Origin of the sequence: Enterobacter sp. DC4, from assembly GCF_000568095.1 — a bacterium.
Classification (GTDB): Bacteria; Pseudomonadota; Gammaproteobacteria; order Enterobacterales; family Enterobacteriaceae; genus Enterobacter; species Enterobacter pseudoroggenkampii.
In genome coordinates this window covers 1148368-1162323 of record NZ_AZUB01000001.1, presented here as the reverse complement: position 1 = coordinate 1162323, position 13956 = coordinate 1148368, and the positions used below count along the sequence as shown (strand labels likewise).

Sequence of the window (13956 nt, the reverse complement as noted above, 5' to 3'; positions counted from 1 at the left end):
CCTTAACGTCCCAGATAGACCTCAATCACCTGCTCGTTAGCCTGCACCTCGCGAAGCGACCCTTCCGCCAGCACCCGCCCCTGATGCAGCACCGTCACATGGTCGGCGATGGTTTCAACAAAGCCCATATCGTGCTCCACCACCATCAGGGAGTGCTTGCCCGCCAGCGTTTTGAACAGCTCGGCGGTATATTCCGTTTCCGCGTCGGTCATCCCGGCGGCGGGTTCATCCAACAGCAGCAGATGCGGGTCCTGCACCAGCAACATGCCGATTTCCAGAAACTGCTTTTGTCCGTGGGAAAGCAGCCCGGCGCGGCGGTCGCGCTCGCTGCTAAGGCGCAGCAAAACCAGCATCTCATCGATCCGGTCGCGCTGTTCACCGTTGAGCGTTGCCCGCAGGCTCGCCCAGACGGACTTATCGGTTTTCATGGCGATCTCCAGGTTTTCCCACACCGTCAGCGCTTCAAAAACGGTGGGTTTCTGGAATTTACGCCCGATCCCCTGGCGGGCAATGGCCGCAGGCTCCAGCGCGGTCAGATCGATGGACTGATCGTAAATCGCCCTGCCGCTCTCTGGACGCGTTTTGCCGGTGATGACGTCCATCAGCGTGGTTTTACCGGCTCCGTTGGGGCCAATCACGCAGCGCAGCTCGCCCACGCCGATATTCAGCGAGAGATCGGTCAGGGCCTGAAAGCCATCAAAATTGACGTTAATGGCTTCAAGCTGAAGCACCGGGTCGGTCTGCTCGCGATAACGATCGCCGGGCAACTGGCGGGTAAATAACCCTTCGGCTGGCTGCATTATTTATCTCCCTTTCGAAACAGACCATAGACGCCGCGCGGTAAAAACAGCGTGACGGCGATAAAAATCAACCCCAGAAACAGCTGCCAGTATTCCGGCATCGCGACGGTGAAGAAACTTTTCGCCCCGTTCACCAGCGCCGCGCCAATCACCGGTCCCACCAGCGTGCCGCGCCCGCCCAGCGCCACCCAGATGGCCGCTTCTATCGAGTTCGTTGGTGACATTTCACCGGGGTTGATAATGCCCACCTGCGGCACGTACAGCGCCCCCGCCAGACCGCACAGCACGGCAGAGAGCGTCCATACCAGCAGCTTGAAGCCGCGCGGATCGTAGCCGCAAAACGTCAGCCGATTTTCGGCATCGCGAACGGCGGTCAGGATGCGGCCAAACTTGCTCTTCGCCAGCGCAAATCCGGTGCCTAACGCCAGGATCAGCAACAGTACTGTGGCCAGAAACAGCGCGATACGGGTAGCCGTTTCCGTTACTGAAAACCCGAGCAGCGTGGTGAAGCCGGTAAAGCCGTTATTGCCGCCAAAGCCGGTTTCGTTGCGAAAGAACAGCAGCATCCCGGCATAGGTCAGCGCCTGGGTCATAATCGAGAAGTAGACCCCTTTGATCTTTGAGCGGAAGGCAAACCAGCCAAACACCAGCGCCAGCAGGCCCGGCACCATCACAATCAGCACCAGCGCCCAGGCAAAATGCTGGGTTCCCCACCAGAACCACGGCAGCTCGCTCCAGGAGAGGAACGACATAAACGCGGGCAGACCGTCGCCCGCGGCCTGGCGCATCAGGTACATCCCCATCGCGTAGCCGCCCAGCGCGAAGAAGATCCCGTGCCCAAGCGACAGCATCCCGGCATAGCCCCACACCAGATCCAGCGCTACCGCAACGATGGCGTAGCAGAGGATCTTGCCAATCAGCGTCAGCATCCAGGTCGACAGCGCCAGCGGATGCGTCGCAGGCAGTAAGGCGAAAAACGGCAATATCAGCAGACACACCATCAGCAGGCTGCCTGCAAGTTGCGTTGTGCGTGGCGCTTTGCGCGCCAGCGTTAAGGTCAGCGGCTGGCTCATCAGTCAATCACCCTCCCTTTCAGCGCAAACAGTCCCTGGGGGCGTTTCTGAATAAACAGCACGATCGCCACCAGAATCACGATCTTGCCCAGCACCGCCCCCATCTGCGGTTCAAGAATTTTATTGAATATCCCCAGACCAAACGCCGCGGCCACGCTGCCTGCCAGTTGGCCTACGCCACCAAGAACGACCACGAGGAAAGAGTCAATAATATAGCCCTGGCCCAGCTCCGGCCCGACGTTACCGAGCTGCGATAACGCCACGCCGCCTAACCCCGCAATCCCGGAGCCAAGCCCGAACGCCAGCATATCGACGCGCCCTGTCGGTACCCCACAGCAGGCGGCCATGCTGCGGTTTTGCGTCACCGCCCGCACGTTGAGCCCCAGACGGGTTTTGTTCAGAATGAGCCAGGTGAAGAACAGCACCAGCAGCACGAAGCCCAGCACCACAATGCGGTTCCATGGCAGCGTCAGGTTGGCAAAAACCTGCACCCCGCCGGACAGCCATGCCGGGTTAGCCACCTCGAGGTTCTGGGCGCCAAAGGTCATGCGCACCAGTTGGATAAGCATCAGGCTGATGCCCCACGTCGCCAGCAGCGTTTCCAGTGGACGACCATACAAATGACGAATCACGGTGCGCTCCAGCACCATCCCGATGCCCGCCGTCAGGCAGAACGCGACCGGCAGCGCGATAACGGGATAGAGCGCCAGCCACTGGGGCGCCAGCCCGGCCATCGCCTGCTGCACCATCCACGTGGCATACGCGCCCAGCATCAGCATTTCGCCGTGCGCCATATTGATGACCCCCAGCAGGCCGTAGGTGATGGCAAGCCCCAGCGCCGCCAGCAGCAGCACCGACCCCAGAGAAAGCCCCATAAACGCCTGGCCCAGCAGATCGCCCCACATCAGCCGATGCTGGATCTGGCTAAGACTCTCCTGCGCGGCAGCGCGAACCCCGGCATCCGGCTCTGTCTGTGCCTGGGTAAACGGGGTAAGTCTGGACTCCACGTCCGGATCGTCAGACTGCCCTAATAATTCGACAGCCTTGCGGCGCACCTCGGCCAGCGGGCTGGCTAGCTGGAGATTTGCCACCGCCAGCAGCAGCGCCTGACGCGCCACCGCGTCCGTTTCTTCGTTTACCCGCTTTTCCAGAAAAGCGAGCATCCCGGGCTGGGCATCCCGCTGAAGCTGGCGTGCCGCCGATCGCCTTTCGGTGACACTGTCACTCACCAGCTGATGCGTCGCGATTGCCGTGGCGGCCAGTACGCGCAGCCGGTTGGTCAGACGAACGGCTTTAGTTGGCCCTTCGGCCGCCTTTGCGTCACCGAGCGAGATCATTTGACCATTGCGCTGCGCAAAGGCGTGCTTTTGGCTGTCGGTATACAAGTTTTCCTTTTGCAGCGCCTGCAGCAGCGGCAGCCTAACCACGTCCGGCGCGGCGGCCCACTGCGTCAACAAATCCGCCTGCTGGCTGCGGCTGGCGGCAACAAAACGATCGGCATCCGATGCCTGCGCCATCCCTGGCAGCAGTCCGGAAAGCCATACAAGAGCGATGAACAGGCGCATGGCGTTCATGACGTTTCTCCCTGCGGTGATGGCTTAGTTGCTGGCGGTTTTCATCGGCTGGTCGGGCTTTTTGTCATTCCCGGCGATGAACGGGCTCCACGGCTGGGCGCGTACCGGCTGTTCCGTCTGCCACACCACGTTGAACTGACCGTTGCCTTCGATTTCACCGATCATGACCGGCTTATGCAGATGGTGGTTGGTGGCATCCATGGTGAGCGTAAAGCCTGACGGCGCCTTAAAGGACTGACCAGCCATCGCCGCACGCACTTTATCCACGTCGGTAGTGCCCGCTTTTTCCACCGCCTGCGCCCACATATGAATCCCTACGTAAGTCGCTTCCATCGGATCGTTGGTCACCACGGTATCGGCGTTCGGCAGCTTATGCGCTTTGGCATAGGCTTTGTAATCCGCCACAAAGGTCTGGTTTGTCGGATTATCCACGGATTCAAAGTAGTTCCATGCCGCCAGGTTGCCCACCAGCGGTTTGGTGTCGATCCCGCGCAGCTCTTCTTCACCCACGGAGAACGCCACCACCGGCACGTCCGTCGCCTTCAGTCCCTGGTTAGCCAGCTCTTTGTAGAATGGCACGTTGGAATCGCCGTTGATGGTCGACACCACGGCGGTTTTGCCGCCCGCTGAGAATTTTTTGATATTGGCGACGATGGTCTGGTAGTCGCTATGACCAAACGGGGTGTAAACCTCTTCGATGTCCTTATCCTCCACCCCTTTCGAATGCAGGAACGCGCGCAGGATCTTGTTGGTGGTGCGCGGATAGACGTAATCGGTTCCCAGCAGGAAGAAGCGTTTCGCCGCGCCGCCGTCTTCGCTCATCAGGTATTCCACCGCCGGGATCGCCTGCTGGTTCGGCGCCGCGCCGGTATAGAAGACGTTTGGCGACATCTCTTCGCCTTCATACTGCACCGGATAGAACAGCAGGCCGTTCAGCTCCTCAAAGACCGGCAGTACGGATTTGCGCGAAACAGACGTCCAGCAGCCGAATACCACAGCCACTTTATCCTGACTCAACAGCTGGCGCGCTTTCTCGGCAAACAGCGGCCAGTTTGAGGCCGGGTCCACCACCACCGGCTCCAGTTTCTTACCCAGCACGCCGCCTTTGGCGTTGATTTCATCAATCGTCATCAGGGCGACATCCTTCAGCGGAGTCTCGGAGATGGCCATCGTGCCGGAAAGAGAATGCATGATCCCCACTTTGATGGTATCGGCCGCCTGCGCGCCAAAACTCATGCCCATCGCCACGACGGACGCGGATAACGCAAAGGCTTTTAATAAGGTACGACGCTGCATATTTTCACTCCTGAAAAAGAACGCTGTGCGAAAACGTCCGTTACGGCGTGGACGCGGAAATAAAAGTGTCAGCGAAGCAGGAGCAAAAAGGATGCCAGAATGGAGATAGCGCTATTTCTGGGAGGGGAACGCCGGATGTAAAGAGAACGTCTCAGAATGGCACAGCGCTGCACTTTTATAATGCAGCGCGGAGGAGGAAGGTTTTACCAGACTTCGCTGGCGATCTGCGTGACCAGACGGACTTTGTCCCACTGCTGGGTTTCGCTCAGGCTGTTGCCCTCTTCGGTAGAGGCAAAGCCACACTGCGGGCTGAGGCAGATCTGCTCTTTTGCCACGTATCTCGCCGCCTCTTCCAGACGAGCTTTAATTCCCTCCGGGTTCTCCAGCTCGCCGTTTTTCGTGGTAATCAGCCCCAGCACCACCTGCTGCTTGCCCGGTCGAACAAAGCGCAATGGCGCGAAATCGCCGCTGCGGTCGTTATCATATTCAAGGAAGAACGCGTCAACGTTGACCGTCCCGAATAGCACTTCCGCCACCGGCTCATAGCCGCCTTCGGAGATCCAGGTGGAACGGAAGTTACCGCGACAGACGTGCAGCCCGATGGTCAGGTCGTCCGGCTTGCCCTCCAGCGCCTTGTTCAGCACGCGGGCATAGATGCGCGCCAGCTCATCGGCATCATCGCCGCGCTCGCGGATCTGACGGCGCTGATCGTCCGAACAGAGATAGGCCCAGACGGTGTCATCCAGCTGCAGATAACGGCAGCCCGCGTCATAGAAAGCGCGAATGGCATCACGCCACGTGGTGGCCAGATCGTCGAAATAGACGTTCAGGTCCGGATACACTGTCGCATCAATGTCTTTGCGACCGCCGCGGAAATGGAGCACGCTCGGGCTGGGAATGGTCATTTTCGGCTGGGCGTTCCCGCTGATGCTTTTCAGATAGCGAAAGTCTTCCAGCATCGGATGCTCGCCAAAGCCCAGTTTTCCGGTGACGCGCACGCCGTGGGCTTTGGTTTGCACCCCGTTAAACTGGATGCCCTGCTGCGAATCGTAACGCTCAACGCCCTGCAGTCCGTCGAAGAAATCGAAGTGCCACCAGGCACGACGAAACTCGCCGTCGGTGACCACGTGCAGGCCGCACGCACACTGCTGCTCAACGACGTGGCGAATGGCCTCATCCTCTACCGCGCGAAGCTGTCCGGCATCGATTTCGCCGCTGGCGAACTTCAGGCGCGCCTGTTTGATGGCATCCGGGCGTAAAAAACTGCCGACTACATCGGCGCGGTACGGGGCGTGGTGTCGTTGCATGGAAATCTCCTCAGTCTGCCGACGGTAATTGCCAGCAGTGATAATTCATTATTTGAATTTTTAGACTTCTGGATGTCTAAATGTCCAAAAACAATGTCATACCTCACCGGCGTCGGCAAACGAGAAAATTTCACGGGCATTGAAAAAAATTCATCTTCACAGCGCGGCGGCGGTTTCGCTGCTGGCAAAGGCGAACTTTTCATCTTCCCAGCCGGTGATCCCCCCGAGCATGATTTTGACCGGCAGCCCGAGGCGCGCCAGCTTGAGCGCGGCTCTGTCCGCGCCGTTACAGTGCGGCCCTGCGCAGTAGACAACGAACAGCGTGCCTTCAGGCCATTGAGCCATGCGCTCAGCGGTAATCTGGCTCCGCGGCAGATGCAATGCGCCAGGTACGTGACGACGGGCAAACTGCTCCGGGCTCCCCACCACATGCAGCAAAACAAAGTCCTGCTCATTATTGGCGATGGCATGATGCACATCGGCACAGTCGGTTTCGACGCTCAGGCGACGCAGAAAATGGGTAACAGCTTCCTGCGGCTCGGCAGCCGGAAATTCAGTAACATAGCTCATGATCCTTCCTCATCTTTGGCGTTTGTGTTAACACTACTCTATCCACAAATTCAGCCCGTGAATGCGCTCGCTTATGCCAGAAAACAGCAAAAAGATGACAAACTTAAGACAACTTGCCCGCCCGAAGGTGGTCGTGCTGGCGTATGACGGTCTGTGTACCTTTGAGTTTGGGGTGGCGGTGGAAATATTCGGCCTGCCTCGCCCCGAGCTGGGCGACGAATGGTATCGTTTTGCCGTGGCGGGCGTGGACAGCGGTGAACTTCGGGCGACGGGCGGGATCCGCATCATTACCGATGGTGATATCTCCCTGCTTGAGTCTGCCGATCTGATTGTGGTTCCGGGCTGGCGGGGCCTGGACTCACCGGTTCCGGATGCGCTCTGCGGGGCATTGCGTCAGGCCAGCGCGCGCGGGTGTCAGGTGCTCTCTATCTGCTCGGGCGTGTTTGTGCTGGCCGCCTCGGGGCTGCTGAACGGACGTAAAGCCACGACGCACTGGCGCTACATTGACGCGTTAAAAGCCCGTTACCCTGACATCGACGTGGTTGAGGATGTGCTCTACCAGGACGAGGGCGATATACTGACCTCCGCGGGCAGCGCGGCGGGAATCGATCTCTGCCTGCACGTTGTGCGTCGGGATTATGGCATGGAAACCGCCAACAGCGTGGCGCGTCGGCTGGTCATTCCCCCTCACAGGGATGGATCTCAGCCGCAGCAGCTGAGCCGCCCCGTGGCGCAGCTGCGGGAGAGTCAACGTCTCGGCCAGCTGTTTGATTTTCTGCACACGCATCTTATCGAAGCGCATAGCGTCGACTCGCTGGCGCGTCGCGTCGGAATGAGCCAGCGCACCTTTCTTCGCCGCTTCGAGGCGGCAACGGGAATGACGCCCGCACGCTGGTTGATCAATGAGCGCCTGCTGCGGGCGAAAGATTATCTGGAAAGCAGCCGGTTAAGCATCGACAGCATCGCGGAACAGACCGGATTTGGTCAGGCGTCGACATTGCGTCATCATTTTCGCCAGCAGTTCGCGCTCTCCCCGGCTCAGTATCGCAAACAATTTTCACGTCCTGGTACCGCCCGCTGAGGCGTTAGTTTTATGGTTAATACGGAGCACCTGATGGTCACCACACACGTTTTTATCGCGGTCAGTCTTGATGGCTACATCGCCCGACAGAATGATGATATCGAGTGGCTGCTGCAGCGCGATGACCCGACTGAGGATCATGGCTATGCGGCGTTCATCGCGGACAAAGAGTGGATCATGATGGGCCGGGGGAGCTATGAGAAGGTGCTGACTTTTGACACATGGCCGTATGATCGGCCCGTGCTGGTGCTTTCCCGACAGCTGGCCGATACGCCCGTGCCCGACGCATTGAGGGGTAAAGTACAGTTTTCCGGCCGCACGCCAAAGGAGGTGCTCGACGATCTGGCGATGCAGAACGTCCATCGCGTCTATCTCGATGGTGGACAGGTGATCCAGTCGTTCCTGCGCGAAGGACTGGTAGCGGATATGGTGATCACGACCGTTCCTGTTCTGCTTGGGTCGGGAAAATCGCTGTTCGGCGCCCTGCCCGGAGATATCGATTTGACGCTGGTATCAAGCCGCAGCTTCCCTTCTGGCCTGGTGCAGTCACACTATCGACTGAAGCCATAAAACCACGGTAAACACTGAGCAAAAAAAACCGCCAAAAATGGCGGTAAATGCTTGCATGGATAGATTTGTATTTTGGTCTCTACGTCCCGACACTCCATGGCCGGGCTGCGGATCCCTTACAACCTAACACCTTTCATCTTAACGAACCCTAAACAGCGCTATTAACTTGCCTGGGTATTGATTTGCAAATAACGCATCAGACCCTGTTCAGCACTCTGTTTTGCGTCATCATTAATGGCTTCAAGATAAAATGATCGCGAGACACCATAAGGTGCTTTTTCAGACGGATACACCGCAAACTGGAATGTTTTCCCTCTCGTCCGATTAGTGCAATCTAATTCCCAACGCTGATCGTTAACTTTGGTGCTATTACAGACCACGCGCCCGTAATCGCTGGTTAAATATGAACCTACACGAGTTTCTGCGGATTGAATATATTCAGGTGCATCATTACCAACATAATGAGCCCCCGCAGCGGCTCCTACTGCAACCACCAGAAGCGCAAGCGCCATTATTTTTTTCATTTAAGCAGACCCATTCCTTAGCCAGAGGTTGACTATTATATAGGATTTATCCTTAATGCAACTGTCCAATTGTGTACTAAAAATGGCAGTTTACAAATCGCAATAGATTTTTAGGAAATATCTTAGGTTGATTTTTGAACCACACTCTTTGACATTCTCTTTGCGCTAATTTGAACTTTTGAATAATAACACTAAAAAATAATCGGCATGATTATTCTGCAATATCATTCAACGGTGAAACCATGATTAAAAAAGGGTTATCTCTTATCATGCTGATCTGCGCGCTGTTTTCAGGCCAGCTTATGGCCGGGCACAAAGGACATGAATACATATGGGTAAAGAACGTGGCGCATCAGCTTCGTCATGAAGCCGACAGCGATGAGTTGCGAAGCGCTGCGGAAGAGTCGGCGGAGGGTTTGCGCGAACACCACCTGTGGCAGAAGTCGCGCAAACCGGACACGCACGTCAGGTAATTAACTGCCCTTGCGTTTTGGCAGGGTTTTCATCAGGTCGTCCGGACTGACGGATGCCACAATACTGCCGGGCTGCGGCATTTTGAAGATGTGGTTTTTCATCTTGCCAATCACATGCATTTCGCAAGGACGGCAGTCGAACTTAAGGGTCAGAACTTCGTCACCGTTTACCAGCTGCATTGGGGTGGCCTTCCAGCTCTTAATGTTCCCTTTCGCCTGCTTAGGACACAGGTTAAACGCAAAGCGGAGGCAGTGCTTGGTGATCATCACCGGCACATCGCCCTTCTCTTCATGCGCTTCATAGGCCGCGTCGATCAGCTGCACGCCGTGGCGATGATAGAATTCACGTGCTTTATGGTTGTAAACGTTGGCGAGGAAGGACAAATGGGTGTCCGGGTATACTGGCGCAGGGACGGCTTCGGCTTTACGGCTACCGCGCGGATACTGTGCCAGGCGCGCGGCATCCAGCATCTCTGCCGTTTCGCGGCGGAACTGGTTCAGCAGGCTGTTCGGCACGAACAGCGCGTCCGGCAGATTCACGTCGATAGTTCGGGCGTAGTAAATCGTCTGGCCCAGCTTCGCCACGCCATCCTTCAGGCTGTTAAGCGCTTTTTCCGCGTTGTTTGCCACCTCGAAAAGACCATCGAGCGTATGCGTCACGCTGATACCGTCTTCACAGGTCATGGTCAGGATCAGCTGCTCTTCCCAGCCGCCCAGCTCAATATCCACGGCGATACGGCGTTCGCTGGAGGTTTTCAGCAGCGCCTGCTGCCAGTTATGATCGAGGTTGCGGTTAAGCGCCGCGTTCGGTCGCGCCTTGTAGAGATCGGCCGGCATTTCATTCGGCCATACGCGGTAGCGGTTCTCGCCGGTTTTCTCGACCGTATTCGCACGGAAGCCCACGACTTCGCGCTTAATCATCACGTTAAGGCCATCGCCGTTCGCCAGCGGCTCCGTCACTGCAACATCAAGGTGATCTTTCGCCACTTTCAGCACTTCGCCGACCGGTAAACCGATAAACTTCGGTGAGTCAAACGCGCCGATATCCCCTTTACGGGCATTCACGAAATAGTCCGTGCTGCCGCGGTGGAACGTTTTGTCCGTCGACGGAATAAAGAAATGCTCGGTGCGGCCGGCCGACGCGCGCGCCAGGTCGCCGCGATCCTCAATAATGGCGTCCAGCATCTGGCGATAGTGCGCGGTGATGTTCTTCACGTAGCTCATATCTTTATAGCGCCCTTCAATCTTGAAGGAACGCACGCCCGCGTCGATCAGCGCGCCCAGGTTGGCAGTCTGATCGTTATCCTTCATGGAGAGCAGGTGTTTTTCGAACGCCACGACGCGGCCCTGATCGTCTTTCAGGGTATACGGCAGACGGCAGGCCTGAGAGCAGTCGCCGCGGTTGGCGCTGCGGCCCGTCTGGGCGTGGGAAATATTGCACTGACCGGAATAGGCCACGCATAGCGCGCCGTGGATAAAGAACTCGATCGTCGCGTCTGTCGCCTGATGAATATCGCGGATCTGATTCAGATTCAGCTCGCGCGCGAGGACGATCTGCGAAAAGCCGACGTCGGAGAGAAATTTCGCCTTCTCGACCGTTCGGATATCACACTGGGTACTGGCATGCAGTTCAATGGGCGGAATATCCAGCTCAAGCACGCCCATATCCTGAACAATCAGGGCATCCACGCCGGTCTGGTAGAGATCGGTAATCAGACGTTGCGCAGGCTCCAGCTCATCATCATGAAGAATGGTGTTCAGGGTCACGAACACTTTCGCCCCAAATCGGTGGGCGAACGGCACCAGTTCAGCAATATCGCTCAGGCTGTTGCTGGCGTTATGGCGGGCACCGAAGCCAGGGCCGCCAATGTAGACGGCGTCAGCGCCATGAAGGATCGCTTCACGGGCTATGGCGGCGTCGCGGGCCGGGCTTAAAAGTTCAAGATGATGGGATTGCAGGCGCATACTTCGTCGTTATCCGTTATGGTCAAAATGGCGGCTATTGTAGTCAGAAGTATGCGTCAGCGAAACAGTTTTGCGTAGCCTCAGCGGGTATAATGAATCAGGGAGTGAAAATGCACCGTCCGGTCGCTGCTGTTGCGGTAGGCGTGCGGTTTATCGCCGGCAAAACGGACGCCCGAATCGGCAGAAATCGTCTGCCACTTGCCGTCAAGCTTCATCTCCAGCTCGCCGCTGACCACCACCACATGTTCAATCACTCCGGCCTCATGCGGCGTGGATTCACTCAGCGCACCGGGTGCCAGGGTAATGGAGAAATAATCAAATCTGAGCGTCTCGTCCCACGGAAATAGCGGCTTGACGATCATCGCCTGCTGCTGGGGGTCAAATACCGCCTGCTGGTCCGCCTCCGGCGTGATGAAGGCGGAAAACGGAACGTTCAGTCCCGTGGCAATTTTCCACAGCGTCGACACCGTCGGGCTGGATTCATTGCGCTCGATTTGCCCGAGCATGGCCTTTGACACGCCGGTCTCGTCTGCGAGCTTCGACAAACTCCAGCCGCGCGCCTGGCGCAGCGTTTTCAATGTGGTTGCAAGATGTCGTGTGATGTCCATGTTCCCTCCTGGTGACGACCAGCATACCACTTGTACGCTATAGCGCACAGTGCTACCTTATCCCGGACGCTATAACGCACAACGGAGTTTTCATGCGCCCTTCCTCTCACCTTGTTCCAGTCGCACTGGCTGGATTTGTCGCCGTGCTGGTCGGTTACGCCAGCTCGGCCGCCATCATCTGGCAGGCTGCCGCTGCGGCAGGCGCCAGCGCACAGCAGATTGCGGGCTGGATGACCGCGCTGGGAATTGGGATGGGCGTCAGCACGCTGGCGCTTTCCTGGTGGTACAAGGCGCCGGTCCTGACCGCCTGGTCGACGCCCGGCGCGGCGCTGCTCGCCACCAGCCTGCACGGCGTCACGCTGGCGGAAACCATCGGCGTGTTCATCTTTGCGAACGCGCTTATTTTGCTCTGCGGCATTACCGGGCTCTTCGCGCGTCTGATGAAGCTGATCCCCCATTCGCTTGCTGCCGCCATGCTGGCGGGGGTATTGCTGCAGTTTGGCCTGCACGCGTTTGCGCATCTCGAAGGGCACTTTCTGCTGTGCGGCAGCATGATTGCGGCGTGGCTGATCGCAAAAGCGCTGGCGCCGCGCTATGCCATCGTCGTTACGCTGCTGGTCGGCGGTATTGTGGCCTGGGCGGGAGGTGACGTTGTCACTGATAAGCTCACGCTTTCTCTGGTGATGCCTGAGTTTATTGCGCCCGCCTTCACCTTCACAAGCCTGGTGAGTATTGGCGTGCCCTTCTTCCTGGTGACCATGGCCTCGCAAAACGCGCCGGGGTTCGCCACGATGAAGGCCTCCGGTTACCCGCTGGCGGTCTCACCGCTCATCATCGTCACGGGTGGACTGGCGCTGCTGTTTTCTCCGTTTGGCGTCTTTTCTATCTGCGTTGCGGCCATTACTGCCGCTATTTGTCAAAGCCCGGATGCGCACCCGGATGCCGATAAACGCTGGCTGGCGGCCATCGCTGCCGGAGGGTTTTATCTGCTGGCGGGGATTTTCGGCGGCTCCATTACCGGGCTGATGGCCGCGCTGCCGCTTAGCTGGATCCAGACGCTCGCCGGTCTGGCGCTGCTGGGCACCATCAGCGGGAGTTTATATCAGGCATTAAGCCACGAAGCGGAGCGCGATGCGGCCATCGTTACATTCCTGATGACCGCGAGCGGCGTCACGATCCTGGGCATCGGTTCGGCATTCTGGGGGCTGGTGCTGGGCGGAGTATGCTACGCCCTGTTTTCACGCGCTCGCCGCGCGTAGCTGCGAAGGCGTCATGCCCGTCGCGCTGCGAAAGCGGTTGCTGAAGTGGCTGGCGGAGTTAAACCCGCAGGCAAGTGCGATCTCCGTCAGCGGCGTCGAGGTGTGCTGGACGAGGGCTTTCGCTTTATCCATTCGCCTCTGCATCACATACTGATGTGGCGCCAACCCCGTCGACTGGCGGAACATGCGTGCAAAATGGTATTCGCTGAGGGCAGCCTGCGCCGCCAGTTCGGCCAGCGTCAGGGGCTGCCCGAGATTCTCTTCGATAAAGGCGAGGACGTTGCGCAGCACAAACGGCGACAACCCTCCCGTGACAACCGGCAGCTTCCACTGCACGTTTGAGTAGTTTTGCAGCAGATGGGTCAGCAGCAGCGTGGAGGCCGTGCTCAGAGTGAGCTGGTTGGCGTGCTGCTGCCAGTCGCAGCCCAGTAAAAACTGGCGATACAGCGTGGTAATCTTCGGATCGCTACCAAAAATGCGCTCGTCCAGGGTCAGCGATAGCGGGCGCTTGTCCCAGATTTTTTCCCCTACGTCGCGCAGGTGTTCATCGGTGCAGTAGAGATGCACAAACGACAGGTCATCACGGATATCCCACGTCGATTCGCTCTCTTTGGGCATCAGGCAGAAACGGTCCGGCCCCCCACCGTTCTTCCAGCCGCCCGGCGTTTTTTGATAGCTTTCGTAGCCGTCAGCCACGTACAGGCTGAGGGTATGATGGTTGCTTTTTACCGTTATCGTATCGTGCTTGTTGTACCACGCTGCCAGCTGAATACCCGAATTCAGCGAGACGGTTTCCCGCAGGACCGCATTCTGTTGGCAAAGCGTTTCAAAGGTATCGTAAGCGTGAGACATAACC

The 13956-nt window shown here is 57.9% G+C and carries 14 protein-coding genes; 4 read left to right on the top strand and 10 right to left on the bottom strand.

Features of this window, described 5'->3' with window-relative positions:
• Positions 1–2: 2 nt before the first annotated feature.
• The 6 genes from urtD to P349_RS18575 all read right to left on the bottom strand — a co-directional run bounded on the left by urtD (position 3) and on the right by P349_RS18575 (position 6620).
• Complete coding sequence (gene urtD, locus P349_RS18550) at positions 3–800, bottom strand: urea ABC transporter ATP-binding protein UrtD (protein ID WP_032647183.1); 798 nt, start codon at positions 798–800, stop codon at positions 3–5.
• Positions 800–1873, bottom strand: a complete 1074-nt coding sequence (gene urtC / locus P349_RS18555) for an urea ABC transporter permease subunit UrtC (RefSeq protein WP_032647181.1) — start codon at positions 1871–1873, stop codon at positions 800–802. The genes urtD and urtC overlap by 1 nt, the downstream gene beginning before the upstream one ends.
• A complete protein-coding gene (gene urtB, locus P349_RS18560; protein ID WP_032647179.1) occupies positions 1873–3447 on the bottom strand; it encodes an urea ABC transporter permease subunit UrtB in 1575 nt (524 codons plus the stop codon). Before urtB ends, urtC begins: the two co-directional genes overlap by 1 nt.
• Positions 3448–3471: 24 nt before the next feature.
• Positions 3472–4743: an urea ABC transporter substrate-binding protein gene (gene urtA, locus P349_RS18565; protein ID WP_032647176.1), complete on the bottom strand. Its 1272-nt coding sequence runs from the start codon at positions 4741–4743 to the stop codon at positions 3472–3474.
• A gap of 203 nt (positions 4744–4946) precedes the next feature.
• Positions 4947–6050 carry a cobalamin-independent methionine synthase II family protein gene (locus P349_RS18570; RefSeq protein WP_032647173.1) on the bottom strand — a complete coding sequence of 368 codons (1104 nt, stop codon included), beginning with the start codon at positions 6048–6050 and terminating at the stop codon, positions 4947–4949.
• 156 nt (positions 6051–6206) lie between these two features.
• Positions 6207–6620 (bottom strand): rhodanese-like domain-containing protein, encoded by a 414-nt coding sequence (locus P349_RS18575; RefSeq protein ID WP_024908437.1) that lies wholly within the window; start codon positions 6618–6620, stop codon positions 6207–6209.
• 73 nt (positions 6621–6693) lie between these two features.
• Between P349_RS18575 and ftrA the strand changes: the two genes are divergently transcribed.
• Both ftrA and P349_RS18585 read left to right on the top strand, forming a co-directional pair.
• Positions 6694–7701, top strand: coding sequence for a transcriptional regulator FtrA (gene ftrA / locus P349_RS18580; protein ID WP_032647171.1), 1008 nt, complete (start codon positions 6694–6696; stop codon positions 7699–7701).
• Positions 7702–7734: 33 nt separating this feature from the next.
• Positions 7735–8271 carry a dihydrofolate reductase family protein gene (locus P349_RS18585; protein WP_032647827.1) on the top strand — a complete coding sequence of 179 codons (537 nt, stop codon included), beginning with the start codon at positions 7735–7737 and terminating at the stop codon, positions 8269–8271.
• A 161-nt stretch (positions 8272–8432) separates the two neighbouring features.
• On the opposite strand, the gene P349_RS0124125 is transcribed toward P349_RS18585, so the two are convergent.
• Positions 8433–8795, bottom strand: coding sequence for a hypothetical protein (locus tag P349_RS0124125; protein ID WP_032647170.1), 363 nt, complete (start codon positions 8793–8795; stop codon positions 8433–8435).
• 242 nt (positions 8796–9037) lie between these two features.
• Between P349_RS0124125 and P349_RS18590 the strand changes: the two genes are divergently transcribed.
• Positions 9038–9268 carry a DUF2554 family protein gene (locus P349_RS18590; protein ID WP_032647168.1) on the top strand — a complete coding sequence of 77 codons (231 nt, stop codon included), beginning with the start codon at positions 9038–9040 and terminating at the stop codon, positions 9266–9268.
• Here the strand turns inward: P349_RS18590 and P349_RS18595 are convergent, their stop codons facing one another.
• Both P349_RS18595 and P349_RS18600 read right to left on the bottom strand, forming a co-directional pair.
• Positions 9269–11233 carry a peptidase U32 family protein gene (locus tag P349_RS18595; RefSeq protein ID WP_032647166.1) on the bottom strand — a complete coding sequence of 655 codons (1965 nt, stop codon included), beginning with the start codon at positions 11231–11233 and terminating at the stop codon, positions 9269–9271. It abuts the gene before it with no gap.
• An 80-nt stretch (positions 11234–11313) separates the two neighbouring features.
• A complete protein-coding gene (locus P349_RS18600) occupies positions 11314–11841 on the bottom strand; it encodes a helix-turn-helix domain-containing protein (protein ID WP_032647164.1) in 528 nt (175 codons plus the stop codon).
• Positions 11842–11912: 71 nt separating this feature from the next.
• Here P349_RS18600 and P349_RS18605 point away from each other — a divergent pair, with 71 nt between their 5' ends.
• Complete coding sequence (locus P349_RS18605) at positions 11913–13100, top strand: benzoate/H(+) symporter BenE family transporter (RefSeq protein WP_274518284.1); 1188 nt, start codon at positions 11913–11915, stop codon at positions 13098–13100.
• Here P349_RS18605 and P349_RS18610 read toward each other — a convergent pair.
• The gene (locus P349_RS18610; protein ID WP_024908429.1) at positions 13080–13952 is read right to left on the bottom strand and encodes a helix-turn-helix transcriptional regulator; all 873 of its coding nucleotides are present in this window, start codon (positions 13950–13952) and stop codon (positions 13080–13082) included. The two genes, P349_RS18605 and P349_RS18610, sit on opposite strands and share 21 nt — an antisense overlap.
• Positions 13953–13956: the final 4 nt, after the last annotated feature.